This window comes from Brachybacterium sp., from assembly GCF_052095815.1.
Taxonomy (GTDB): Bacteria; Actinomycetota; Actinomycetes; order Actinomycetales; family Dermabacteraceae; genus Brachybacterium.
Window position 1 is genome coordinate 133,881 of sequence record NZ_JBQDLF010000001.1, and the last position, 23,443, is coordinate 157,323.

At 70.5% G+C, this 23,443-nt stretch carries 23 protein-coding genes and 1 tRNA gene; 21 read left to right on the top strand and 3 right to left on the bottom strand.

The features are described 5' to 3' along the window. Window positions 1-37: 37 nt before the first annotated feature. The 10 genes from ACTH43_RS00640 (at window position 38) to ACTH43_RS00685 (ending at window position 9,936) form a co-directional block, all read left to right on the top strand. Window positions 38-1,399 carry a replication-associated recombination protein A gene (locus tag ACTH43_RS00640; protein WP_441442995.1) on the top strand — a complete coding sequence of 454 codons (1,362 nt, stop codon included), beginning with the start codon at window positions 38-40 and terminating at the stop codon, window positions 1,397-1,399. Between the two features lie 277 nt (window positions 1,400-1,676). After that, on the top strand, window positions 1,677-2,303 hold the full coding sequence (gene rpsD, locus ACTH43_RS00645; RefSeq protein WP_299305334.1) for a 30S ribosomal protein S4: 627 nt from the start codon (window positions 1,677-1,679) through the stop codon (window positions 2,301-2,303). 134 nt (window positions 2,304-2,437) lie between these two features. Further along, the gene (gene alaS / locus ACTH43_RS00650; protein WP_441442996.1) at window positions 2,438-5,146 is read left to right on the top strand and encodes an alanine--tRNA ligase; all 2,709 of its coding nucleotides are present in this window, start codon (window positions 2,438-2,440) and stop codon (window positions 5,144-5,146) included. Continuing rightward, entirely contained in the window at window positions 5,143-5,673 is a 531-nt protein-coding gene (gene ruvX / locus ACTH43_RS00655) for a Holliday junction resolvase RuvX (RefSeq protein WP_441442997.1), read from the top strand. Before alaS ends, ruvX begins: the two co-directional genes overlap by 4 nt. Beyond that, entirely contained in the window at window positions 5,670-6,857 is a 1,188-nt protein-coding gene (gene mltG / locus ACTH43_RS00660) for an endolytic transglycosylase MltG (protein ID WP_441442998.1), read from the top strand. Before ruvX ends, mltG begins: the two co-directional genes overlap by 4 nt. Further along, window positions 6,836-7,711 carry a shikimate dehydrogenase gene (locus tag ACTH43_RS00665; RefSeq protein WP_441442999.1) on the top strand — a complete coding sequence of 292 codons (876 nt, stop codon included), beginning with the start codon at window positions 6,836-6,838 and terminating at the stop codon, window positions 7,709-7,711. The genes mltG and ACTH43_RS00665 overlap by 22 nt, the downstream gene beginning before the upstream one ends. 172 nt (window positions 7,712-7,883) lie before the next feature. Next, the gene (locus ACTH43_RS00670) at window positions 7,884-8,315 is read left to right on the top strand and encodes a hypothetical protein (RefSeq protein WP_441443000.1); all 432 of its coding nucleotides are present in this window, start codon (window positions 7,884-7,886) and stop codon (window positions 8,313-8,315) included. A gap of 92 nt (window positions 8,316-8,407) precedes the next feature. Next, a tRNA-Leu gene (locus ACTH43_RS00675) sits at window positions 8,408-8,493 on the top strand. Window positions 8,494-8,584: 91 nt separating this feature from the next. After that, the gene (locus ACTH43_RS00680; protein ID WP_441443001.1) at window positions 8,585-9,052 is read left to right on the top strand and encodes a tRNA (cytidine(34)-2'-O)-methyltransferase; all 468 of its coding nucleotides are present in this window, start codon (window positions 8,585-8,587) and stop codon (window positions 9,050-9,052) included. Next, a complete protein-coding gene (locus ACTH43_RS00685; protein WP_441443002.1) occupies window positions 9,049-9,936 on the top strand; it encodes an RNA methyltransferase in 888 nt (295 codons plus the stop codon). The genes ACTH43_RS00680 and ACTH43_RS00685 overlap by 4 nt, the downstream gene beginning before the upstream one ends. Window positions 9,937-10,068: 132 nt before the next feature. Here the strand turns inward: ACTH43_RS00685 and ACTH43_RS00690 are convergent, their stop codons facing one another. Both ACTH43_RS00690 and ACTH43_RS00695 read right to left on the bottom strand, forming a co-directional pair. Next, window positions 10,069-10,566, bottom strand: coding sequence for a hypothetical protein (locus tag ACTH43_RS00690; RefSeq protein ID WP_441443056.1), 498 nt, complete (start codon window positions 10,564-10,566; stop codon window positions 10,069-10,071). 72 nt (window positions 10,567-10,638) lie between these two features. Continuing rightward, window positions 10,639-10,917, bottom strand: a complete 279-nt coding sequence (locus tag ACTH43_RS00695; protein WP_441443003.1) for a DUF5703 family protein — start codon at window positions 10,915-10,917, stop codon at window positions 10,639-10,641. A 132-nt stretch (window positions 10,918-11,049) separates the two neighbouring features. Here ACTH43_RS00695 and ACTH43_RS00700 point away from each other — a divergent pair, with 132 nt between their 5' ends. The 3 genes from ACTH43_RS00700 (at window position 11,050) to mshC (ending at window position 13,712) form a co-directional block, all read left to right on the top strand. Continuing rightward, window positions 11,050-11,391 carry a DNA primase gene (locus tag ACTH43_RS00700; RefSeq protein ID WP_441443004.1) on the top strand — a complete coding sequence of 114 codons (342 nt, stop codon included), beginning with the start codon at window positions 11,050-11,052 and terminating at the stop codon, window positions 11,389-11,391. Between the two features lie 163 nt (window positions 11,392-11,554). Then, window positions 11,555-12,427 carry an undecaprenyl-diphosphate phosphatase gene (locus tag ACTH43_RS00705; protein ID WP_441443005.1) on the top strand — a complete coding sequence of 291 codons (873 nt, stop codon included), beginning with the start codon at window positions 11,555-11,557 and terminating at the stop codon, window positions 12,425-12,427. A 34-nt stretch (window positions 12,428-12,461) separates the two neighbouring features. Next, window positions 12,462-13,712 (top strand): cysteine--1-D-myo-inosityl 2-amino-2-deoxy-alpha-D-glucopyranoside ligase, encoded by a 1,251-nt coding sequence (gene mshC / locus ACTH43_RS00710; protein WP_441443006.1) that lies wholly within the window; start codon window positions 12,462-12,464, stop codon window positions 13,710-13,712. An 81-nt stretch (window positions 13,713-13,793) separates the two neighbouring features. On the opposite strand, the gene ACTH43_RS00715 is transcribed toward mshC, so the two are convergent. After that, window positions 13,794-14,603, bottom strand: coding sequence for a PAC2 family protein (locus tag ACTH43_RS00715; RefSeq protein WP_441443007.1), 810 nt, complete (start codon window positions 14,601-14,603; stop codon window positions 13,794-13,796). A 106-nt stretch (window positions 14,604-14,709) separates the two neighbouring features. On the opposite strand from ACTH43_RS00715, the gene ACTH43_RS00720 reads away from it, so the two are divergent. The 8 genes from ACTH43_RS00720 to ACTH43_RS00755 all read left to right on the top strand — a co-directional run bounded on the left by ACTH43_RS00720 (window position 14,710) and on the right by ACTH43_RS00755 (window position 23,378). Beyond that, on the top strand, window positions 14,710-15,825 hold the full coding sequence (locus ACTH43_RS00720) for a site-2 protease family protein (RefSeq protein ID WP_441443008.1): 1,116 nt from the start codon (window positions 14,710-14,712) through the stop codon (window positions 15,823-15,825). A 43-nt stretch (window positions 15,826-15,868) separates the two neighbouring features. Then, complete coding sequence (locus ACTH43_RS00725; protein WP_441443009.1) at window positions 15,869-16,936, top strand: tRNA (adenine-N1)-methyltransferase; 1,068 nt, start codon at window positions 15,869-15,871, stop codon at window positions 16,934-16,936. A gap of 30 nt (window positions 16,937-16,966) precedes the next feature. After that, window positions 16,967-18,553 carry a proteasome ATPase gene (gene arc / locus ACTH43_RS00730; RefSeq protein WP_441443057.1) on the top strand — a complete coding sequence of 529 codons (1,587 nt, stop codon included), beginning with the start codon at window positions 16,967-16,969 and terminating at the stop codon, window positions 18,551-18,553. After that, window positions 18,550-20,247, top strand: a complete 1,698-nt coding sequence (dop, locus tag ACTH43_RS00735) for a depupylase/deamidase Dop (RefSeq protein ID WP_441443010.1) — start codon at window positions 18,550-18,552, stop codon at window positions 20,245-20,247. Before arc ends, dop begins: the two co-directional genes overlap by 4 nt. A 12-nt stretch (window positions 20,248-20,259) precedes the next feature. Further along, a complete protein-coding gene (locus tag ACTH43_RS00740) occupies window positions 20,260-20,451 on the top strand; it encodes a ubiquitin-like protein Pup (protein WP_441443011.1) in 192 nt (63 codons plus the stop codon). Between the two features lie 4 nt (window positions 20,452-20,455). After that, window positions 20,456-21,898: a Pup--protein ligase gene (gene pafA, locus ACTH43_RS00745; RefSeq protein WP_441443012.1), complete on the top strand. Its 1,443-nt coding sequence runs from the start codon at window positions 20,456-20,458 to the stop codon at window positions 21,896-21,898. 93 nt (window positions 21,899-21,991) lie between these two features. Further along, complete coding sequence (locus ACTH43_RS00750; protein ID WP_441443013.1) at window positions 21,992-22,930, top strand: FKBP-type peptidyl-prolyl cis-trans isomerase; 939 nt, start codon at window positions 21,992-21,994, stop codon at window positions 22,928-22,930. 64 nt (window positions 22,931-22,994) lie between these two features. After that, on the top strand, window positions 22,995-23,378 hold the full coding sequence (locus ACTH43_RS00755; RefSeq protein ID WP_299305276.1) for an FKBP-type peptidyl-prolyl cis-trans isomerase: 384 nt from the start codon (window positions 22,995-22,997) through the stop codon (window positions 23,376-23,378). Window positions 23,379-23,443: the final 65 nt, after the last annotated feature.

Here is a 23,443-nt window from a genome sequence, read left to right on the forward strand (position 1 = left end):
GCGCGCCCGCGTCGCCACCTCGGCCTAGGCTGGGGGGATGGACGAGGACCTCTTCTCGCTGAGCGGCGATGAACCCGCACCGCGCACGCTCTCGGATCGCAACCGCGACCACCGCGCACCGCTCGCGGTGCGAATGCGCCCGCGCTCCCTCGAGGAGGTGGTGGGGCAGCGCGACGCGCTCAAGCCGGGCAGCCCCCTGCGGCGCCTGGTCGGAGCCGACGACTCCCGCACCGCGCCCAGCTCCCTGATCCTGTGGGGCCCGCCCGGCACCGGCAAGACCACCCTGGCCTACGTCGTCGCACAGTCCGGCGATCGCGAGTTCGTCGAGGTCTCCGCCGTCCTCGCCGGCGTCAAGGACATCCGTGAGGTCGTGGACCAGGCCCGCTCCCGGCTGCGGACGATCGGTCGCGAGACGGTGCTGTTCGTCGACGAGGTGCACCGCTTCTCCAAATCCCAGCAGGACGCCCTGCTGCCGAGCGTCGAGAACCGCTGGGTCACGCTGATCGCCGCGACCACGGAGAACCCTTACTTCTCGGTCATCTCGCCGCTGCTCTCCCGCTCGATCGTGCTCACTCTCGAGTCGCTGGAGCAGGAGGACCTCGACGCGCTCGTCGATCGTGCGCTCGAGGACGAGCGCGGCCTGGCGGGCTCCGTGACCCTGACCGACGACGCTCGCGAGGCGCTGCTGCGGCTCGGCGGCGGGGACGCCCGCAAGATCCTCACATCCCTCGAGGCGGCCGCGGCGGCGGCGCTGATGAAGGAGACCCCGGAGATCGATGCTGCGGTGCTCTCCCAGGCCGTCAACCGAGCCGCCGTGCGCTACGACCGGGCCGGGGACCAGCATTATGACGTCACCAGCGCCTTCATCAAGTCGATGCGCGGCAGCGATGTCGACGCAGCCCTGCACTACCTGGCGCGGATGATCGAGGTGGGGGAAGACCCCCGCTTCATCGCCCGCCGAGTGGTGATCGCCGCCGGGGAGGAGGTCGGCATGGCCGATCCGAGCGCCCTCCAGGTCGCCGTCGCCGCGATGCAGGCGGTGCAGATGCTCGGCATGCCCGAAGGGAGGATCCCGCTCGCACAGGCCGTGGTCCATATCGCCACCGCGCCCAAGTCCAACGCCTCCTACCAGGCACTCGATGCGGCCATCGCCGATGTCCGGGCGGGGAAGGGCCAGGGCATCCCGGCGCACCTGCGCGATGCGCACTACTCCGGCGCGAAGAAGCTCGGGCACGGCACCGAGTACCGGTACGCGCATGACGCCCCGCACGGGGTGGTGGCCCAGCAGTACGCACCCGATGACCTGGTGGGCGTGGACTACTACCACCCCAAGGGCCACGGGAACGAGGAGCGCACCCGGAGCCGGGTCGAGGCGCTGCGACGGATCCTGCGCTCGTGACCTCGAGCTGAGGTGGCGCTGCGATAGCGGAGGTGGCGCTGCGATGCTGAAATGCACGGACGCCGATGAGCTGCTGCGCGGGGCGATGCGCGGGGGCGCTGAGGCGCCGCACCAGGCACGCCGCCCCGGCCGGGAGCCGGCGTGAGGCACTCCACAGGAAGCAAGGCGTGACCAGCGTCGTCGATCGTGGACCTCGAGGAGTTGCTGCGGTAATGTGGGTCGCTGAATCCGCGGCTGCAAGACTGGATTCAACACACGCGAACAAGAGGTATACCTCGTGACCAACGTCACCCGTGCGCGCCGCCAGGCGCGCCTCTCTCGAGCCCTTGGGCTCCCGCTCACCCCGAAGTCCGTCAAGTACTTCGAGAAGCGCCCGTACCCCCCGGGCGAGCACGGTCGTGCTCGCCGCCGCACCGAGTCGGACTACGCAGTGCGACTCAAGGAGAAGCAGCGTCTGCGCGCGCAGTACGGAATCCGCGAGAAGCAGATGCACCGCGCCTACCTGGACGCCAAGAAGGAGCCCGGTCTGACGGGTGAGAGCATGGTCGAGCTGCTGGAGATGCGCCTGGACGCGCTCGTCCTGCGCTCCGGCTTCGCCCGCACCACCCTCCAGGCCCGCCAGGCCGTGGTGCACCGCCACATCCTGGTCGACGGCAAGCTGGTGGACCGTCCCTCGTACCGCGTCTCCCCGGGCCAGACCATCCAGGTCAAGCCCAAGTCACAGGCGATGGAGTCGTTCCAGATCGCTGCTGAGGGCGGCAACTCCGACGTCCTCGCCAAGACCCCCTCGTACCTCTCGGTCGAGCTTCCCGAGCTGAAGGCCCAGCTCGTCGCGCGCCCCAAGCGCGCTGAGGTCCCCGTGACCTGTGAGGTCCAGATGGTCGTCGAGTACTACGCTCGCTGACCTTTCTTCACCGCGGCGCGACAGGCCCCGGCGGGTGTACTCCGGTTCCCTGACCGGGGCCTTCGTGTCCGCAGAAGCACCTCGCCCGCAGAGCGGGCCCACCCCGGCTGTTCCAGGAAGGACACCTCCCGACCATGCGCACCTCCGAGATCCGTCATCGCTGGCTCGATTTCTTCGCGAAGAAGAACCACGAGATCGTGCCCAGCAGCTCGCTGGTGTCCTCCGACCCGTCGATCCTGTTCACGATCGCCGGGATGGTCCCCTTCATCCCGTACATCGTCGGGACGGAGAAGGCTCCCTACCCCCGCGCGGCGAGCGTCCAGAAGTGCATCCGCACCAATGACATCGAGAACGTCGGCCGCACCACGCGCCACGGCACCTTCTTCCAGATGGCCGGGAACTTCTCCTTCGGCGACTACTTCAAGACCGGAGCGATCGACTTCTCCTGGGAGCTGCTGACCACCTCCCAGGACGATGGCGGCTTCGGGTTCGACCCCGAGCGCCTCTGGTTCACCGTCTGGGAGCAGGACGAGGAGTCCTACCGCCACGTCACGGAGGTCGTGGGCCTGGACCCGCAGCGCGTGGTGCGCCTGCCGCGCGAGGAGATCTTCTGGGACACCGGCCAGCCCGGTCCCGCCGGTCCGTGCGGCGAGTGGCACTACGACCGCGGCCCCGAGTACGGACCCGACGCCGTCACCGGCACCGTCCCCGAATGGCCCGGAGACGAGAAGGGCGAGGACCGCTACATCGAGATCTGGAATCTGGTCTTCGACCAGTACCTGCGCGGCGAGGGCAAGGGCAAGGACTACCCCCTCCTCGGCGAGCTGGACCAGAAGTCCATCGACACCGGTCTCGGCGTCGAGCGCGTCGCCTACCTGCTGCAGGGCAAGCAGAACATGTACGAGATCGACCAGATCTTCCCGGTCATCGAGAAGGCGCAGGAGCTCTCGGGCCGTGCCTACGGCGGGGACGAGGAGGACGACGTCCACCTGCGGATCATCGGCGACCATGTGCGCAGCGCGCTGATGCTGGTCTCCGACGGGGTGCGCCCGGGCAACGAGGGACGCGGCTACGTGCTGCGCCGGCTGATCCGGCGGGCGGTGCGCTCGATGCGGCTGCTCGGCTACGCGCAGCCGTCGATGCCCGCGCTGCTGCCGATCTCGAAGTCCCTGATGGTCGAGTCCTATCCCGAGCTCGAGGCGGACTTCCCGCGGATCAGCGAGATCGTCTACGCCGAGGAGGAGGCGTTCCGTCGCACCCTGGAGACGGGCACCTCCATCTTCGAGCAGCTCGCGGGCGAGGTGAAGAACGGCGGCGGCCGGGTCCTGGCCGGCGACGACGCCTTCCGCCTCCATGACACCTACGGCTTCCCCATCGACCTCACCATGGAGATGGCGCAGGAGGTCGGGCTGCAGGTCGACGCGGACGCCTTCCGCGGAGCGATGCAGGAGCAGCGCGAGCGCGCGCGTGCCGACGCCGCCGCGAAGAAGTCCGGACACACCGACACCGCGATCTACAACCGGCTGCTCACCGAGCGCGGCGGCGAGGTGCCCTTCCTGGGATACACCGAGGACACCGTCGCCACCACGGTCGAGTCGGTGCTGGTGGACGGCAAGCTGGTCACCGCCGTCGAGGCCCCGGCCCAGGTCGAGGTCGTCCTCGCCTCCACCCCCTTCTACGCGGAGTCCGGCGGCCAGCTCGCCGATCAGGGCCGCATCACGCTCACCGGCGGCGGCCTGATCGAGGTCGACGACGTGCAGAAGCCCGTGCGCGGACTGATCGTCCATCGCGGGCGCCTCGTCGAGGGCTCTCTCGCGCAGGGCGCCTCCGCGATCGCGACCATCGACGGCGAACGACGCGGCGCCATCGCCCGCGCCCACACCGCCACCCACATGGTCCACGAGTCCCTGCGCGAGGAACTCGGCCACAGCGCCACCCAGGCCGGCTCCGAGAACTCCCCGGGCAGGATGCGCTTCGACTTCCGCTACGGCCAGGCCGTGCCGAAGTCGGTGCTCGAGCAGATCGAGGGCCGCGTGAACACGCTCCTGCAGGACGAGCTGACCGTCACCGACCAGCAGATGTCCTTGGACGAGGCCAAGTCCCTCGGCGCGCAGGCGCTGTTCGGCGAGAAGTACGGGGAGGTCGTGCGCGTGGTCTCCATCGGCGGTGACTGGTCCCGTGAGCTGTGCGGCGGCACCCATGTCTCCAGCACCGGCGCGATCGGCACCGTGCAGCTGATGGGCGAGGCGTCCATCGGCAGCGGGGTGCGGCGCGTCGACGCGCTAGTGGGGCTCTCCGCCTACCGCCACCAGGCCAAGGAGCACGCACTGGTCTCCCAGCTGTCCGAGCTGCTGAAGGTCGGCGCCGCCGAGGAGCTGCCCGAGCGGGTGCGCGTCCTCACCCAGCGGATGAAGGACATGGAGAAGCAGCTCGCGGCGCTGCGCGGCCAGCAGCTGCAGGCTGAGGCCGGGCGACTCGTGGACTCCACCACCGAGGTCGCCGGCATCCGGGTGCTGACGCACGATGCCGGTGAAGGTGTCGCCGCAGGAGATCTGCGCACCCTCGCCCTCGACCTCCGCTCCCGGCTCGGCGAGGACTCGCCGGTGACGGTCGCGGTCGCCGGCCACGAGAGCGGTCGGGCGGCCCTGGTGATCGCCACCAACGCCGCCGCGCGCGAGCGTGGCCTCGCCGCGGGCTCCCTGCTGCGCATCGCGGCCGAGGCGATGGGTGGCCGTGGCGGTGGCAAGCCGGACATGGCGCAGGGCGGCGGCGGCGAGCCCGCCCAGGTGCCTGCGGCACTGGCCGCTGTGCACGCGGCGATCGAGGCGGCTCAGGACGCATGAGCCCGGGCAACGGCGAGGAGTCCCGACAGCAGCCCCCGTCGCTGCCCCGCGGGGTCAGGCTCGGGGTCGACGTCGGTGATGTGCGGGTCGGTCTGGCACGCAGCGACCTCGACGGGATGATCGCCACTCCGGTCGAGACCCTCGCCCGTGACACGGCGGTGGGGCGAGTGCTGGCAGAGGCTGCGGAGCTCGACGCGCATGTCATCATGGTGGGGCTCCCACGGTCGTTGAACGGCACTGAAGGCGTCGCGGCACAGAAGGCGCGAACCTTCGCCGTGGAGCTCGCCGCAGGCTCTCCGGAGCTCGAGGTCAGGCTCATCGACGAACGGCTGACGACCGTCTCCGCGCACAAGGCGCTCCACAGCTCCGGCAGGAAGGGCCGCAAGCACCGCCAGGTCGTCGACCAGGTGGCCGCAGTGATGATCCTCCAGCAGGCGCTGGACATCGAACGGTCCACCGCGGCGCGCGCTGGTGAGCGGGTGCCCGCCACCGCCATCCCGCCATCGACCGAGGAGGACACCCTGTGAACGACGAGGAGCTCTCCTTCGTCGACCTGGCGGATTCTCAGGGCGGCGAGCCCGCAGCGGCGGGTCGGGATGGCGCACGCGGACGTCGCAGAGGGCCCAAGCGGTCGCGTCGACGCCACGGATTCCTGCGGGGGGTGCTGCCGGTGCTGCTGGTGCTGCTGGTGGTGGGCGGGCTCATCGTCGGCGGGATCCAGGGGTACCGCTGGATCACGTCCAACGTCAGCCTCGAGCAGGAGGCCGCAGACTATCCGGGGCCCGGCAGCGGCGAGGCGGTGGTCGAGGTGGCCGAAGGCGACACCGGTACCGACATCGCCGGCACGCTCGTGGAGATGGGAGTGATCAAGAGCGCCGGCCCATTCGTCAACCTCTTCTCCAACACTCCCGAGGCCGCTCGCATCGAGCCCGGCATCTACCGCCTGAAGCTGGAGATGACCTCCGCGGATGCGCTGGAGGCACTGCTGGATCCGTCGAACCTCGCCGGCCAGAGGGTGATCATCCCCGAGGGGAAGCGGCTGACCCAGATCTGGGAGCAGCTGGCTGCGGAGACGGATATCCCGGTCGAGGATTTCACCGCTGCGGCCGAGGACTACACCAGCTACGGGATCCCCGAGAACGCTGCCGGATCGCTCGAGGGCTACCTCTGGCCCGGCCGCTATGACATCTACGAGGATGCCACCGCCGAGGATGTCATCCAGATGATGTGGGATCGGATGGAGAAGGAGCTGACCGCTCGTGACATCCCGCAGGAGCAGTGGCACGAGTCGCTGACCATCGCCTCCCTCGCGGAGATGGAGGTGCGCAAACCCGAGGACTACGGCAAGGTCGTGCGGACCATCGAGAACCGTCTGGAGGGGGCCGGCGAGGCCAAGGGGAAGCCGATGAAGCTCCAGTTCGACTCCACCGTCCACTACGTGACCGGGAAGTCCGCGAGCGTGGGGACCTCCGATGCGGAGCGCGCCACGGACAGCCCCTACAACACGTACAAGTACCAGGGGCTGCCGCCTGGACCGATCGCCGCGCCCGGGGCCAATGCGCTGGATGCCGTCGACGCGCCGCCTGAAGGTGACTGGCTGTACTTCGTCAGCGTGAACACCGACACCGGGGAGACGAAGTTCGCGGCCACCTGGGCCGAGCACGAGGAGAACGTCAAGGAGTGGCAGGAATGGGCGGACGCGAAGGGATGAGCCCGCGCCGGTTCGCGGTGGTCGGCTCGCCGGTCGAGCACTCCCTCTCGCCCATCCTCCACCGCACCGCCTATGAGGCGCTCGGCATCACGGACGCCGTCTACGAACGTCATCAGGTGCGCGCCGGGGAGCTCGCGCAGTTCCTCCGCCAGGGTCCCGGGCGGGGGCTGCAGGGCCTCAGCGTGACCATGCCGGGGAAGCCCGAGGCTTTCTCGCTGGGTTCCGAGGCCGACGAGACGTCCCGCCAGCTCGGCATCTCCAACACCCTGATCCGCACCGGCCAGGGATGGCGCGCCGAGAACCACGACGTCCACGGCATCGTCGCCGCACTGCAGGACCACGGTGCCGCCGCTCCGGAGACCGGTGCCGTGCTCGGCTCGGGTGCCACCGCCCTGAGCGCCCTCGCCGCCCTGGCGGAGCTCGGTGTGCAGAGGGTGCTGCTCTCGGCCCGCAGCGCGCACAAGCTCGCATCGCTCGAGGAGTATGCCGCCATCCGTGGGGTGGCCGTGGAGCAGATCCCCTGGGAGCGGCATCACGAGGTGCTCGCCGCAGATGTGGTGGTCAGCGCCTTGGCCATCGAGGGGGCCCGTGCGGTCGCCGAGCAATGGCGGGCTCAGTCCGATCTCGCCGTGCCCGGGGTGGTCCTCGACGTGCTCTACGACCCATGGCCCGCGCCGATCGCCGAGGTGATCCAGAGCTGCGGGGGCGAGGTGGCGGACGGACTCGAGATGCTGGCGCACCAGGCCGATATGCAGCTCCGTTCCATGCTCGCGATCCCGGCCGCGCCGGTGCGGGAGATGCTCGCTGCAGCGCGCACGGAACTGGCCCGGCGCAGGTCCGTCACCGAGGTCTGAGCGAGCATCTCGGCTCCGCCCCAGCAGGCCTGGTCACCCGGCAGGCTCCAGCTCTCATCAGGCCTCGTCTTCCAGCTGGTAAAGACCCTTGTCTCCACAGGTAAAGCATGGGTAAAGTCATGGACGACGGACAGGCCCGACGGGCCCGGGGAGAGCACGAGGGAAGTGACTCATGGAGCTGGAGCGCGAAGCGGGCGAACAGATCGATGCGGTGGCCCAGGTCGGCCTCGGCCAGCCTTCCTCGAGGGGAGATCGGCGAGGGGCTGCGGCGGAACCCGACAGGGTCCCCATCGATGCCGACGAGTCGGTCGCGGTGCTGCGGCGCTGCACGGCGCTCGCGGCCCGAGCCCGGGTGGAGCTGCTCACCGAGAGTCGGCGCACCGCGACCGATGAGCTCTCCGCACTGCTGAGCTCCATGGGGGAGTGGTCTGCGCACCTCATGGAGACGCCCGACGCAACGATGACCGTGCTCTGTGCGGCCGCCCTCCAAGACCTCGCCGCACGGCTACCGAACCCCGATGGGCTGCTGGCAGCCCGCGTCGAGGCGGTCCTGGTGCTGCTCCACTCCATGATGGCGGAAGGCCGCGTCGGAGCCCCGGCGTGATTGTCTTCACGTTCGCCCTGGCAGTGCCGCTTTCGGGTGCGAACCATCCGCAGGTGCGTGCTAATCTGCTCTAGTCGCTACGGCGATCACCCGTCCGGGTGGCGGAATTGGTAGACGCGCTAGCTTGAGGTGCTAGTGCCCTTTATCGGGCGTGGGGGTTCAAGTCCCCCTCCGGACACGCGAATAGAGCCCCGCTCCACACTGTGGAGAGGGGCTCTTCGCATTCCCGGATCCATCGCCGTCAACGGTGGCGTGGAAGAATCTGCGGCATGGTCCACGTCTTCCTCCACGAACCCGCGATCGCCGGGAACACCGGCAATGCGATCCGGCTGTCCGCCGTCACTGGCGCGCACCTGCACCTGATCGAGCCGCTCGGCTTCGATCTCGAGGACGCGAAGCTGCGCCGCGCAGGTCTCGACTATCACGACCTCGCCGATGTCAGCATCCATCCCGGCATCGAGCAGGCCTTCGCCGCGGTCCCCGGCGCGCGGGTGTTCGCCTTCACCTCGGGCACGGACGTGAGCTTCGAGAGCATCGAGTACACCCGGGAGGATGTGCTCCTCTTCGGGACCGAGCCGACCGGCCTGCCCCAGGACGTCATGGATCATCCGCGCATCACCTCCCGCGTCCGGATCCCGATGCTCCCTGCCCGGCGCTCGCTGAACCTGGCCAATGCGGTCTCGATCGCGGTCTACGAGGCCTGGCGACAGCTCGGCTACGACGGAGCCGGAGCATGAACCGGCACTCCGCCTCTGCCTCCGCCTCCGCGCCCGGAGCCCGCAGGGGCGCACCGCGCCTGCCCTCCCGACTGGACCGGCGCAACGCACTGTTCCAGCAATGGCAGGCGCTGCTGGGCAACCGCACCAAACGTTCTCGCGCCGGCGAGATGATCATCCAGGGCGTGCGTCCGATCTCGCAGGCCATCGCCCATGGCATCGAGATCCGGACGCTGCTGACCGACGGCAGGGAGCATCCGTCCCAGTGGGCGCAGGAGCTGCTGCAGAGCAGCCCGGCGCCGGTGGTGGTGCTCGCCCCGGAGCTGATGGCAGAGCTGGGGGAGCGCGAGGACGGCACCCCGGAGCTGCTGGCGATCGCGGCGCTGCCCGCAGATGACCTGGAGAGGCTGCGCCCTGGGCGCTCGGACGTGCTGGTCGTCTTCGACCGCCCCGCCGGCCCCGGCAACATCGGCTCACTGGCCCGCTCCGTCGACGCCCTCGGCGGGACCGGCCTGCTGATCACCGGGCACTCCGCCGATGCGTGGGACCCGGCCGCGATACGTGCCAGCACCGGAAGCCTGTTCGCGATGCCGGTGCTGCGCCTGCCCTCCCATCGCGAGGTGATGGCGTGGATCGATGAGCGTCGGGCCCTGGGGGAGCCGTGGACCGTGATCGGGCTCGACGAGGCCGGCGGCCACCAGCTGGCGGACACGGACCTCTCCGGCCCCACGCTCCTGGTCGTCGGGAACGAGACCATCGGGATGAGCGCCGGCTGGCGGGAGGCCTGCGATGTGGTCGCGGAGATCCCGATGACCGGCAGCGCCTCCTCCTTGAACGCGTCGGTCGCCGGATCCATCGCGCTCTACGAGGTCCGGCGCCAGCGGCGGGCCGCGCCCTCCGTCTGAGATATGGAGGTGCCTGACCGGCTCACCGGCCGCTCAGTTCAAGGGGTCAGCCGGTCCGAGCGATCAATCGGTCCGAGGGAGCAGCCGGTCCGCGGGGTCAGCCGGTCCGCGGGGGCAGTCGGTCCGAGGTGGTCAGCCGGTGCCGAGGGCGGCGCGCACCAGCGGAGCCCCCAGCAGGCCCAGGAACGGCCCGGCCAGCAGCACCGGTCCCAGCGCGAACCGCACCCCGGCGCGGCGGGTCACGCCGAGCACCACCATTCCGATCACGCCTCCCACCAGAGCGATCCCGAGGAGCGCCCCGATCAGGACTTCGCCGCCGAGGGCCGCTGACATCAGCACTACCACCGGCAGCGTCTTGGCATCGCCCATGCCCAGCAGCGGGGGAGCCAGCAGCGCCACCAGGATCGCTCCGAGCCCCAGCACCAGAGCGAGCACCGCGGCCGTGGCCAGGCCCGGGCGCATCGTCGGCACCAAGAGGGCGAGGACCGCCAGCGCAAGGGTCACCGCGCCGGTCAGCAGCCCGACCCAGCGGTTAGGCAGTCGGCGCTCTCGCCCGTCGACCCAGGCCAGCGCGAGTGCGGGCGGCAGGTAGATCACCAGCAGCACGGCGCACAGCAGCAGGAAGCTCATGGACACCAGGCCATTGCACCAGATGCTGAGGAGCTCTGCCGCCTGCTCCTGCCGGCTGTGGACAGACCCGGGCTAGAGCGTCGACTCCACCCGGATGATCCGTCGGCGCATCCAGACCTTCTTCCCGCCCCCGAGGTAGAGGCGGGTGCGGGCGTGCTCCCACCGGCCGTACTCCGCCTGCTCGGTCAGCTCAGCGCGCACCTGGCCGAAGGAGGTGCCCCGCGGCACCGTGATGATCTGGAACTCGTAGTCCGCTGCGCGCCGTCCGCGCTCGACGGGCAGGTCGCGCCATCCGCGCGGATCGCTCACGTGCTGAACGCCGGCGACGAGAGGGGTGCGGGGTCGGATCAACGGTTTTCCTCCTGTGGTCGATGACCTGCGACAGCAGTGGTCGATTGCGCTGCTGGGACTGCGGCGGATTCGTGACCAATGCGTGCACGCTTCCACTGTTCATTCTGCCGCTCGAGGATGTACGGTCCAACCATGAACACGGATCCTCGCTCCGCTCTTGCTGCGCTGATCGCTGCCCTCGAACGCCACTACGAAGCCGCCGCCGGCTCGCGGGGGGAAGACGATCCCGCGCTGGAGTCCGCCACCGAGCGGCTCGCCAACGCCTTCGACACCTACGACGATGCACTCTTCGACGCCTATGACGTCGCCACCCCCCTGATCGTGTTCGACGAGGACGACGACGATGAGGACGACGATGACGACTTCGACGATCTCGACGACTTCGAGGACGATGACGAGGACGACGATGACGAGGACGACGACGACGATGACGACTACGAGGACGAAGATGACGAGGACGACGCGCCGCGCTGAGCGCTGAGCGCCTCCGGTCACACGTCCCAGGACCTCTACGTAGTCTTCACCACTGCTCCGCTGCGCGGCGCCGGGCTCACCGCTCGGCGCCGCGTACTCTGTCCGGGTCCGGCACCGATGCTCGCCGGCACCGCAGGCCCGCAGAACCCATCGAGGAGTGTCCATGTCGTTCATCGAGGCGGTGATCCTGGGCCTGGTCCAGGCATTGACCGAGTTCCTCCCCGTCTCCTCGAGCGCCCACGTGCGCGTGGTCGGGGAGCTGATGGACCCCGGTCAGGATCCGGGCGCCGCATTCACGGCGATCATCCAGCTGGGCACCGAGGCTGCGGTGCTGATCTACTTCTGGAAAGACATCACTCGCATCATCGGCAAGTGGTTCAAGGCACTGGCGGGGAAGATCCCGCACTCCGATCCCGACGTGCGCATGGGCTGGCTGGTGATCCTCGGCTCGATCCCGATCGGGGTGCTGGGCCTGCTCTTCGAGAACCAGATCGACCACAGCCTGCGGAACCTCTACATCACTGCGACGATGCTGATCGTCTTCGGTCTGCTGCTGGGGCTCGCGGACCGCATCGCCCCGCAGCGGAAGGAGCTCAAGGAGCTCACCGTGCGCGACGGCATCATCTTCGGCCTGGCGCAGGCTCTCGCGCTGATCCCCGGCGTCTCCCGTTCCGGTGGCACCATCACCGCCGGGCTGCTGATGGGCTACACCCGCCAGGCCGCCGCCCGCTACGCCTTTCTGCTCGCGATCCCGGCCGTGTTCGCCTCGGGGCTGTACAAGGCGGCCAAAGAGGTCCCGGTGCTGCTGACGGCCGACGGTCGCGCCGCCGCCGCAGCCGCCGGTGAGCCGTCACTGCTGGCGATGGTGGTCGCCACCGTCGTGGCCTTCGCCGTGGGCTACGCGGTGATCGTCTGGTTCATGCGCCTGATCGAGAATCGTTCGTATCTGATCTTCGTCATCTACCGGATCGTCGCCGGTCTGGTGCTGCTGGCGCTGCTCGGCACGGGGCTGGTCGACCCCCTGGGCGGGGCCTGAACCGCGGGAGGCCGACGGATCGTATGATCACGTAGTGCAATCCTGGACTTCCCCCTCTCTCAGCCCGCTTCCCGCTTCCGGCAGGCCGCTGCGCCTGTACGACTCGCGCACCGGCAGGGTCGCACCGATCACTCCGCTGGTCTCGGGACGGGCACGGCTGTACGTCTGCGGGATCACCCCCTATGACTCCACCCACCTCGGTCACGCGTCGACCTACCACGCCGCGGATCTGATGCGCCGGGCCCTGCACGATTCGGGGCTCGAGGTCGAGACGGCGCAGAACATCACCGACGTCGACGACCCGCTGCTCGAACGCGCGGACCGCGACGGGGTGGACTGGCAGGAGCTCGCCGCGTCCCAGGTCGAGCTGTTCTCCGAGGACATGGCCGCGCTGCGGATCATCGCCCCGGAGACCTATCGCTCGGTGAGCGAGGCGATGGACGAGATCATCGCCGTGGTCCTCGCTCTGCACGCACGGGGCCGGGCCTATCCGGTCGCGGCGAACGATGCCGAGGGGCCGGACTGGTATCTGGATCTCGCCGTGGACGGCGCCCTGGGCGACGTCTCGGGCTGGTCCGAGTCGCAGATGCTCGAGGTGTTCGCCGAACGCGGGGGAGACCCCGAGCGGGAGGGCAAGCGCGGTCCCTTCGATCCGCTGCTCTGGCGTGCCGAGCGACCGGGCGAGCCTGCCTGGGATGCCGGGGTGCTCGGCCGTGGCCGTCCCGGGTGGCACGTCGAATGCGTCTGTATCGCGCAGGAGGCGTTGGATCTCCCCTTCGACATCCAGGCGGGCGGGAGCGATCTGATCTTCCCCCACCATGACCTCAGCGCCGCCCACTCGGTGGCCCTCGGCCGACCGTTCGCGACGACCTACGCGCACAGCGGGATGGTCGCCTATGACGGCGAGAAGATGAGCAAGTCGCTAGGGAACCTCGTCTTCGTGCACCGCCTGGTGCGGGACGGCGTGGACCCGATGGCCATCCGGCTGGTGCTGATGGCCCACCACTACCGCTCGGACTGGGAGTGGTCCGCGCAGGAGCTCGAGCTGGCCGATACCCGCCTTGCCCGCTATCGCACCGCAGCCCAGCGCGGCGGGCACTGTCCGGCGACGGTCCAGGCCCTGCGCGCGGCGCTGCGCGACGACCTCGACACCGCCTCCGCCCTCGAGGCCCTGGACAGCTGGGCCGACGGTGGGACCTCAGCGCGCTCCGATGATCCGAGCGAGGGCCCCGGAGACGTCGCGGCGGCGGTCGATGCCCTCTTCGGGATCGCGCTCCTGAGCTGAGCTGAGTTGAGAGCCGAGCTGAGCTGAGCCGGGCTGAGCCGGGCTGACTGGCTGGCTGGCCTTGGGTGAGCGGAGCTGAGCTCAGCCCTGCTCGCGCCGGCGGCGCAGGAACTGCTCGAACTCCTCGGCGATCGCCTCGCCGCTGGCCTCCGGCAGGCTGGCGGCGTCCTGGGCACGCTCCAGTCGGCGCACGTAGTCCGCGACGTCCTCATCGGTGCGGGCGAGCTCATCCACACCGCGCTCCCAGGCTTCCGCGTCCTCGACCAGCTCATCGAGCGGGATCGTGGCGCTGACCACCTTCTGCACCTCCCGCATCAGCCCCAGCACGGCCTTCGGGGACGAGTTCTGGGAGACGTAGTGAGGGACCTGCACCCATGCGCTGGTGGTCCGCAGCCCGGCGGCGGCGGTGCGGCGGGCCAGGATCGTGGGCACCCCGACCGGTCCCGAGTAGCGCTCGGCCGAGTCGACGGCCTGGGCGGGAAGCACCTCGACCTCGGCGCTGACCGGCAGCGGGCGGCTGTGCGGTGAATCCGCGAGCAGAGCGCCCAGCGACACCACTTCGCTGACGTCCAGGATCTGGAGCTGCTCGAGCACCTCGTCGCAGAACCGCTTCCAGTGCAGGGACGGTTCGGGGCCCATGACGGTGACCAGCTCGGGACCGCTCGGAGGCGTCACCAGCCGCAGCTGGGTGTCCGGCCAGTCGATGACCCTCAGCCCGTCCTCGTCCGTGCGGATCTCGGGACGGTTGACCTGGAAGTCGATGAACTCCTCGGCATCCACCGCACCGACGGGCCGAGAGGGCCAGACCTCGAGCAGATGCTCGATCACCCCGGTGGCGGCATCGCCGGCATCGTTCCATCCGCTGAAAGCCGTGATGGCGATTCGACTCATCCCTCCATCATAGGCACCGGGGGACTCCGAGCTGGGGCGCAGGGGGAACGGTTATCCTCAGCCTGCCCAGAGGGAGCCGCCGCCCCGGTGGCGGAGGAGATGGATCATGAGAAGCCCCACGCTGCGCCTCGGCGCGCTGCCTCCGATCAAGGTGAGCCCCGGAACGCTCGTCACCGTGCTGCTGCTCGCGGTGCTGATGTACCCGGCGCTGAGCCGGGGCGGTGCGGAGCCGGGCGCGGTGGTGCTGCTGGCCATCGGGATCGGACTGTTCATGATCGTCTCGGTCCTCGCGCACGAGGCGGCGCACGCCGTGATCGCCCGCGCTTTCGGGGCCACCGTCGACCACATCGCACTGACCCTCTGGGGCGGGCACACGCAATATCGCGCCCGGCAGATGTCCGCATTCGGCTCAGTGCTCGTCTCCCTCTCCGGCCCGGCCGCGAACGCGGTGCTGGCCGCGCTCATGTCGGTCGCCGCGCAGGTGGCGGGCGAGGGCACCACGCTCGCGGTGTTCTTCTCCGTCAGCGCCTGGTTGAACCTGGTGCTGGCCCTGTTCAACCTGCTGCCCGGACTGCCGATGGACGGCGGGAGGGCGCTCGAATCGCTGCTGGGCGCGGTGCTGAAGAACCCGGTGCTCGCCACCAGGATCACCGCCTGGCTGGGCCGCGGCATCGCCGTGGCGGTGGTGGCCTACCCGCTGGTCCAGATCATGCGCACCGGCGGGGCCGGGAGCCTCTCCCTGCTCACCCTGGTGTGGGCGATGCTGATCGCGGGGATGCTGTGGCAGGGCGCCACCCGCGCCCTGGACGGCGCAGCCCTGCAGCACCGTATCCGCACCCTCGATGCCGGGACCCTCGCCGTCCCGCTGCGCATCGTCCCCCCGCACGCCGCGCTCGCCGCGCTCGGCACTCCCGAGGAGCTCGACCAGGTGCTGCTCCTCGAGCGTGACAGCACGCTCCCCGGCGGTGTCGGTCGGGGATACCGGATCGACCCCGATGCCGCCGCGTCGGTGCCAGCCGAGCACCGGGGCTCCACCCCGGCCCGCGCCGTGGCCTCCTCCGTCGGGCCCCTCGGCACGCTCCCTCTCTCCCTGCAGGGAGATGCGCTGATCGAGGCGATGCTGTCCCAACCCGCCCCCGCGTACCTGGTCCTCGACGAGGACCGCACCGTCCACGGGGTGCTCATGAGCGCAGAGGTCAACGCACTCCTGCGCCGGCGGTGAACATCACGGCCAGGGCCCCCACCCGAGCCATATGCTGGAACCCATGACTGATCAGCCGCAGCCCGCCGCCCACCCCGGGGCGCAGGAGCCCGCCCCCCGGGCCCCCAAGCGCGGTCTGGACCGCACCGGACCCTTCGCCCTGGGCGACAAGGTGCAGCTCGCGGACTCCAAGAACCGCCTGCACACCATCACCCTGAAGCCCGGCGGAGAGTTCCACTCCCATCGCGGCGTGCTCCACCACGATCAGCTGATCGGCGCGGAGGATGGGACGGTCGTGGAGAACACTCACGGCATCCGGTACCAGGCGCTGCGTCCGCTGTACGCGGACTACATGCTCGCGATGCCGCGCGGCGCCGCGATCATCTACCCCAAGGACTCCGCCCAGATCCTGATGTGGGGGGACATCTTCCCCGGCGCCCGGGTGCTCGAGGCCGGCGTGGGCTCCGGCGGTCTGACCACCGCGCTGCTGCGCGCCGTCGGCCCCGAGGGCTCCGTGCACTCCATCGAGCGCCGCGAGGACTTCGCCGAGGTGGCCCGCGAGAACGTCGAGACGTTCTTCGGCGGCCCGCACCCCGCCTGGGAGCTGTCCATCGGCGACTTCCAGGATGTCGCCCCGACCCTCGCCCCCGACGAGCCCGCCGTGGACCGCGTGGTGCTGGACATGCTCGCCCCCTGGGAGTGCGTGGACTCCGCCGCGGAGGTGCTCGTCTCCGGCGGCGTCTTCCTCTGCTACGTCGCCACCGTCACCCAGCTCTCCCGCACCGCCGAGGCCCTGCGCGACCACGGCGAGTTCACCGAGCCCTACGCCTGGGAGTCCTTCGTACGGCCCTGGCACCTCGAGGGCCTCGCCGTGCGGCCCGAGCACCGGATGAACGCCCACACCGGGTTCCTGCTCACCGCCCGCCGCACCGCGCACGGCCAGCAGGCGCTCACCCGCGTGACCCGCCCGGCGCCCGGATCCCGGCTCGAGGAGGAGCTGAACCACCCCGACAACGAGGGCTTCGGCGGCTCGGGCGGCGAATGGGGACCGCAGGACATCGGGGAGCGCGGCGTGGCTCCGCGCAAGCTCAAGCGGGCCCTGCGCGATATCCGACAGGGCCGCGATCGCTGATCGCGCCCGGGAAGGGGATGTGTGATGACGATGAAGACGTACGCCGAGATGACCGCAGAGCTCGAGAAGCTCGCGACCCACAACGAGCGACTGGTCGGCGGGCTCCGCGCCGCCCGTGAACAGATCGTCCAGCTCAAAAGCGATCTGGAGCGGGTGGGCGATCCGCCGAACTCCTACGCCACCTTCCTGCGCCGCTGCGAGGGCAGCACCATCGACGTGCTGCACAACGGCCGTCGGCTGCGAGTCGCGACCGCTGCGAGCCTCGACCTGGACGCGCTGCTGCCGGGCACCGAGCTGCGGCTGAACGAAGCCCTGGCCGCCGTCGACGCGGTCCCCGCGAGCGATGCCGGCAACGTGGTGCCCGTCGTGGAATCCCTCGCCGATTCCCGCATCCTCGTCGCCGTCGCGCCCGACGACACCCGGGTGCTGCGTCGTGCCGGCACCCTCACCGACGAGCAGCTGCACCCCGGCGATCACGTGCTGGTGGACCTCAAGAGCCAGCTGGTGCTCGAGCGCATCGACCGAGCGGAGATCACGGACCTCGTGCTCGAGCAGGTGCCGGAGGTGTCCTTCGAGCAGATCGGCGGGCTGGGCGAGCAGATCGAGGCGATCCGTGACGCCGTCGAGCTGCCCTTCCTCCAGCAGGACCTCTACCGCACCTACGGGCTGCGGCCCCCGCAGGGCGTGCTGCTCTACGGACCTCCCGGCTGCGGCAAGACGATGATCGCAAAAGCGGTGGCTCACGAACTGGTGCTGCGCAGCGCCGAGGTGCGCGGGGTGAGCGTGGCCGAGGCGCTCGAGAACTCCGCCTTCCTCAACGTCAAGGGCCCGGAGCTGCTGAACAAGTACGTCGGCGAGACGGAGCGCTCCATCCGCCTGGTCTTCGAGCGGGCTCGCGAGAAGGCCGCCGCGGACCACCCGGTCGTGATCTTCTTCGACGAGATGGAGGCGCTGTTCCGCACCCGCGGCACCGGCCTGTCGAGCGACGTCGAGACCACGATCGTGCCGCAGCTGCTCGCCGAGATCGACGGCGTCGAGGGGCTCGACAACGTGATCGTGATCGGCGCCTCGAACCGCGAGGACATGATCGATCCCGCGATCCTGCGCCCCGGCCGCCTGGACGTGAAGATCCGCGTGCGCCGCCCCGGTGCGCGCGCAGGACGGGAGATCCTCGGCCTCTATCTCGACGAGTCGGTCCCGCTGCGTGAGGACCGCGAGCAGCTGCTGGACCTCGCGATGCACGAGATCTACGACGAGAGCCCGGCCTCGGCCTTCGTGCGGGTCGAGTACTCCGACGGCGGCCAGGACACCCTCCACTTCCGCGACTTCGTCTCCGGCGCGACCCTGCGCAACATCGTGGATCGGGCGAAGAAGCTCGCCGTCAAGGACCAGCTCGCCACCGGGCAGATCGGCGTCGGCGCCCAGCACCTGCAGGACGCGATCACCGCTGAGTTCGTCGAGAACGAGGACATGCCCTCCGCCGCCCACCCCGAGGACTGGGCCCGGGTCTCGGGCCTGCCCGGCAGCGGCCGCCGCCGGGTCGACGCGGTCATCCCGCTGCAGGGACGCACCCGCGGCGTCCCGGCCGCCGCGATCGCGGAGGAGGTGCCCTCATGAGCAGCACGAAGAGCGGGACCACCGGGCAGCATCCGGGGGCCGGGCTCACCACTGAGCGGGTGATGGGCATCGAGACCGAGTTCGGGGTGACCCACGCCGATCTCGAGGACCGCACCCGCGCCGGCGCCGGCAGCTCGATCCTGCTCTCCCACCTCGTGGTCGGCGCCTACGCCCTGCTCGACCCGCAAGAGGGCGAGCGCGGGCGCCGGGTGCGCTGGGACTACGGGGACGAGACCCCGCTGCGGGATGCCCGCGGCTTCGAGCTGCAGCGCGCCGCCGCCCACCCCTCCCAGCTCACCGACGAGGTGCGCGACGCCCACGTGCCGAGCGTCGAGATGGACATCCCGCTCAGCGGCCCCGAGATCGCCCCCGAGGGGGATGACGCCGAGGTGCTGACCTGGGCGACCCAGCGCTCGATCGGGAACGCGGTGCTCAGCAACGGCGCCCGCTGGTACGTGGACCACGCCCATCCCGAGTACGCCGCCCCCGAGGTGCTGCGCGCCCGCGAAGCCGTGGTCGCCGATCGGGCCGGCGAGGAGATCGCCCGCCGCGCCATGGCGCTCCTGGCCGCGGCCGACGGCATCCCCGAGGTCGCGCTCTACAAGAACAACACCGACGGCAAGGGCGCCTCCTATGGCACCCACGAGAACTACCTGGTGGACCGCGCCGTCCCCTTCGAGCGCGTGGTCGCCGCGATGCTCCCCTTCCTGGCGACCCGCCAGGTGATCGTCGGCGCCGGACGCGTGGGGCGGGGCACCCGCGGCCAGGAACCCGGCTACCAGCTCTCCTCCCGGGCCGACTTCATGGAGGCCGAGGTGGGTCTCGAGACCACCCTGAACCGGCCCATCGTCAACACCCGCGACGAACCGCACTCCGACCCCACCCGCTTCCGGCGCCTGCACGTGATCATCGGGGACGCAAACCTGCTCGAGGAGTCCACCTTCCTCAAGCTCGGCTCCACCTCTCTGGTGCTCGCCGCGCTCGAGGCCGAGCATCGCACCGGGACCGCGATCCTGCCGGACCTCCGCCTCGCGGATCCGGTGGCAGCGGTGCGCGCCATCAGCCATGACCCGTCGCTGCGCACCACGGTGCCGCTGGCTGACGGCCGTGAGCTCACCGCGCTGCAGATCCAGCGCGCCCACCTCGACGCCCTGGCCGCGGTCGCCGACCCCTCGGACGAGGAGACGACCACGCTGCTGCGCTCCTGGAGCGAGATCCTCACGCTGCTCGAGCAGGGTCCGATGCTCGCCGCCGAACGGGTGGAGTGGGTCGCCAAGCTCCAGCTGCTGGAGCGCTACCGCGCACGGCACGGCCTGGAGTGGGACGATGCACGGCTGGTCATGATCGACCTGCAGTACTCCGATCTGCGCCCGGGTCGGGGGTTGTTCGGCAAGCTCCGTGCCGCCGGCGCAGTGCCCGCGCTGGTGAGCCAGGACGAGGTCGACGCCGCGATGCGCATCGCCCCCACCAGCACCCGCGCCCACCTGCGTGGCGGGCTGATCACCGCGCACCGCGGGAACGTACCCTCCGCCGGCTGGGATGCGATCACCCTGGCCGATCCCGAGGGCGGCCACCGGCTGCGCCTGGCCGATCCGCGCCTGGGCTCCGCCGCCTGGTGCGCGCTGCACGGCGTGAACCCCACCGATGACACCGCGACGATCCTCGACGCCCTGCGCCGAGCCGTCACCGACTGAGAAGGAGCACCCATGTCCCAGCAGTCCCTGAATGCGCCCGGCAACGGCCCCGAGGAGCCCGGCGACGGCTCCGAGATCGTGACCGGCGGCCAGACCTTCGCCTCGACGCAGGCGGCCGATGATCTGCTCGACGAGATCGACTCGGTGCTCGAGTCCAACGCCGAGACCTTCGTGCGCGCCTTCGTCCAGAAGGGCGGCCAGTGACCCGATGAAGCGTCGAGTCGGAGGTCTGGAGACCGAATTCGGGCTGGTGTGCGTGCGAGCCGACGGCTCTCGGGCGCTCGAGCCCGAGGCCGCCGCGCGTGAGCTGTTCCGCCCGGTGGTGGCCATGGGCCGCTCCTCGAACGTGTTCCTCAGCAACGCCGCACGCCTGTACCTGGACGTCGGCTCGCACCCGGAGTACGCCACCGCCGAATGCGACGACTGGTGGGAGCTGGTCGCCCAGGACCGCGCCGGTGAGCGGATCTTCGCGGACCTCACCGCCCAGGCCAATGAGCGCCTCGCCGCTGACGGCCAGGACGCCCGCATCCACCTGCTGAAGAACAACGTCGATTCCGCCGGCAACGCCTTCGGCTCGCACGAGAACTTCCTGGTGGACCGCCGCGGCGAGTTCACCCGCCTGCCCCGCTACCTGCTCCCGTTCCTGGTCACCCGCCAGATCATCACCGGGGCCGGGGGAGTGGTGCGCCCGCAGCCCGGGGGCGCCGCGCCTGCCGCCGCCGACACGGCACCGGAGCCAGCGCAGTTCGTCTTCTCGCGCCGCAGCGATCACATGTGGGAGGCCGTCTCCTCGGCCACCACCCGCACCCGCCCCATCATCAACACCCGCGATGAGCCCCACGGCGATCCCACGCGGTTCCGGCGCCTGCATGTCATCGTCGGCGACTCCACGATGAGCGAGGTCTCCACCCACCTCCGCTTCGCCACCACCGATCTGGTGCTGCGGGCGATCGAATCCGGGCGCGCCCTGCCCGAGCTCAGCCTCCACGACGACATCTCTGCGATCCGGGCTGTCGCCCGGGACCTCAGCGGTGCGGTACCGATCCCGCTCGCGCATGGTGGGACCACGACCGCGATAGAGGTGCAGCAGCGCTGGCTCGACCACGTCACGCAGTTCGCCGACGAGAGCGAGCAGCAGGTGCTCGAGACCTGGCAGAAGGGGATCGACGCGGTCCGCACGGGAGACCGGAGCTGGGCCGCCACGCACCTGGACTGGGCGATCAAGGAGCGATTGTTCCAGCAGGTCACGGAGCGTCGCGGAATCGATCTGGGGGACCCCGCGATCGAACGGCTCGACCTCGCGTATCACGACATCGACCCGGCCCACGGGATCTTCCACACCCTGCAGCGCCGAGGCCTGGCCCCGTCGACGCTGCCCGAGGAGCGGATCGAAGCGGCCAGGACCACCGCCCCCACCACCACCCGCGCGCACCTGCGTGGGCAGGTGGTCACCACCGCCCAGCAGCACGGCGTGGACCACGTGGTGGACTGGACCACGATGCGGCTCACCCGCCCCGGCTCGATGCCGGTGCAGGTCCTGGACCCCTTCACCACCACGCTGCCCGCGGTCGACGATCTGCTCGCCCAGATCCGCGAGCTGGGCACCGGGCCCGGCACCGGCAGAGGCCCCGATCCGGCTCCCTTCGCCTGAGCGCTGGACCACACCCCAGCTCGCTGTCATCCGCCGGCCCGTACCCTGGTGCCTGCCCCCTCCCGCGGGGCCGCCGATCCGAAAGGTCCTGACTTGATCCGCCGCCGCACGCTGCTCACCACCGCCCTCGCCGCGACCGCCGCCATCGGCCTCGCCGCCTGCACCGACGAGGGCTCCAACGGTGCGTCCGACGGTGGCGGCTCCGACGGCGGCGGCGACGTCCTGGCCGGGGTCACCGTGAGCGACGATCTGGGCGCCGAGCCCGTCGTCGAGTTCACCGCCCCGCTCGAGATCACCGCCGCCGATGCGGAGATCATCACCCCCGGGGACGGCGCCATGATCGCTGAGGGGGACACCGTGATCTGGCGCAGCCACTTCGTCGACGCGAGCACCGGGGAGACCCTCTCGTCCTGGTGGCAGGGCGCCCCCGCCGGAGGCATGCAGGTGACCCCCGACGGAGCGGGCGAGGTCGCGTTCTCGTTCCTCACCACCGTGCCCGTCGGCTCCCGCTTCGTGATGGCGGGCTGGCAGCAGGGAAACGACGGCCAGGCCTATTCGCTGCTCCAGGTCGCGGACGTCGACCGCGTCGTCTCCCCGCTGCGCGCCGAGGGCGAGCCCGCAGATCCCTCCGGCAGCTTCCCCACCGTCACCCTGGCCGAGAACGGTGCTCCCGCGCTGGACGCCCCGCCCGAGGGCGAGCCGCCCGCTCAGACCACCCGCGAGGAGCTCATCGTCGGGACCGGGGACACCACCCGCGCCAGCGACTACCTCACCATGCACTACACCGGCTGGAAGTGGTCCGACGGCTCCCAGTTCGACTCCTCCTGGGATCGCGGGGCCCCTTTCGCCTTCATCCAGGGCCAGGGCATGGTGATCCAGGGCTGGGACGAGAACCTGCTGGACCTGCCGGTCGGCAGCCAGGTGATGCTGGTGATCCCTGCCGCGGAGGCCTACCGCGACCAGGGCGAGCTCGCCGGTGAGACCCTGGTCTTCGTGATCGACATCCTCGATGCCGCCCACACCAACGCCTGACACAGGCGCCTGTCCTGACCATCCAGACTGTCCTTGACCATCCATCACCACAGGAGGAAACCGCATGACCGATCGCACCAAGCCCGAGGTCGAGTTCCCCGAGGGCGACGCCCCCACCGAGCTGATAAGCACCGACGAGATCATCGGTGACGGTGAGGAGGCCGGCCGCGGCGACGTCGTCGACGTGCACTACGTGGGCGTCTCCCACTCCACCGGCGAGCAGTTCGACGCCTCCTGGGACCGCGGCGAGCCGCTGCGCTTCCAGCTCGGCGTGGGACAGGTCATCTCCGGCTGGGACCAGGGCGTCCAGGGCATGAAGGTCGGCGGCCGCCGCCGTCTCGACATCCCCGCCTCCCTCGGCTACGGCGCCCAGGGCGCTCCGCCGGTGATCGCCCCGAACGAGTCGCTCATCTTCGTCTGCGACCTGGTCGCGGTGCACAAGCGCTGAGCAGCACCGCCGACGGTGCGGCGGGGGAGCATGCGGGAGGGCAGGAGTCCCTCTTCGCGGCCCCC

Bases quoted from the DNA above. Each gene is read 5' to 3' on its own strand.
- ACTH43_RS00670 (WP_441443000.1), top strand. From the start codon at position 7,884: ATGGAGCTGGAGCGCGAAGCGGGCGAACAGATCGATGCGGTGGCCCAG.
- ACTH43_RS00640 (WP_441442995.1), top strand. From the start codon at position 38: ATGGACGAGGACCTCTTCTCGCTGAGCGGCGATGAACCCGCACCGCGC.
- ACTH43_RS00755 (WP_299305276.1), top strand. From the start codon at position 22,995: ATGACCGATCGCACCAAGCCCGAGGTCGAGTTCCCCGAGGGCGACGCC.
- ACTH43_RS00715 (WP_441443007.1), bottom strand. From the start codon at position 14,603: ATGAGTCGAATCGCCATCACGGCTTTCAGCGGATGGAACGATGCCGGC.
- arc (WP_441443057.1), top strand. From the start codon at position 16,967: ATGAAGACGTACGCCGAGATGACCGCAGAGCTCGAGAAGCTCGCGACC.
- pafA (WP_441443012.1), top strand. From the start codon at position 20,456: ATGAAGCGTCGAGTCGGAGGTCTGGAGACCGAATTCGGGCTGGTGTGC.
- ACTH43_RS00720 (WP_441443008.1), top strand. From the start codon at position 14,710: ATGAGAAGCCCCACGCTGCGCCTCGGCGCGCTGCCTCCGATCAAGGTG.
- ACTH43_RS00700 (WP_441443004.1), top strand. From the start codon at position 11,050: ATGAACACGGATCCTCGCTCCGCTCTTGCTGCGCTGATCGCTGCCCTC.
- ACTH43_RS00665 (WP_441442999.1), top strand. From the start codon at position 6,836: ATGGGCGGACGCGAAGGGATGAGCCCGCGCCGGTTCGCGGTGGTCGGC.
- ACTH43_RS00680 (WP_441443001.1), top strand. From the start codon at position 8,585: ATGGTCCACGTCTTCCTCCACGAACCCGCGATCGCCGGGAACACCGGC.
- alaS (WP_441442996.1), top strand. From the start codon at position 2,438: ATGCGCACCTCCGAGATCCGTCATCGCTGGCTCGATTTCTTCGCGAAG.
- ACTH43_RS00740 (WP_441443011.1), top strand. From the start codon at position 20,260: ATGTCCCAGCAGTCCCTGAATGCGCCCGGCAACGGCCCCGAGGAGCCC.
- dop (WP_441443010.1), top strand. From the start codon at position 18,550: ATGAGCAGCACGAAGAGCGGGACCACCGGGCAGCATCCGGGGGCCGGG.
- ruvX (WP_441442997.1), top strand. From the start codon at position 5,143: ATGAGCCCGGGCAACGGCGAGGAGTCCCGACAGCAGCCCCCGTCGCTG.
- ACTH43_RS00705 (WP_441443005.1), top strand. From the start codon at position 11,555: ATGTCGTTCATCGAGGCGGTGATCCTGGGCCTGGTCCAGGCATTGACC.
- ACTH43_RS00690 (WP_441443056.1), bottom strand. From the start codon at position 10,566: ATGAGCTTCCTGCTGCTGTGCGCCGTGCTGCTGGTGATCTACCTGCCG.
- ACTH43_RS00685 (WP_441443002.1), top strand. From the start codon at position 9,049: ATGAACCGGCACTCCGCCTCTGCCTCCGCCTCCGCGCCCGGAGCCCGC.
- ACTH43_RS00725 (WP_441443009.1), top strand. From the start codon at position 15,869: ATGACTGATCAGCCGCAGCCCGCCGCCCACCCCGGGGCGCAGGAGCCC.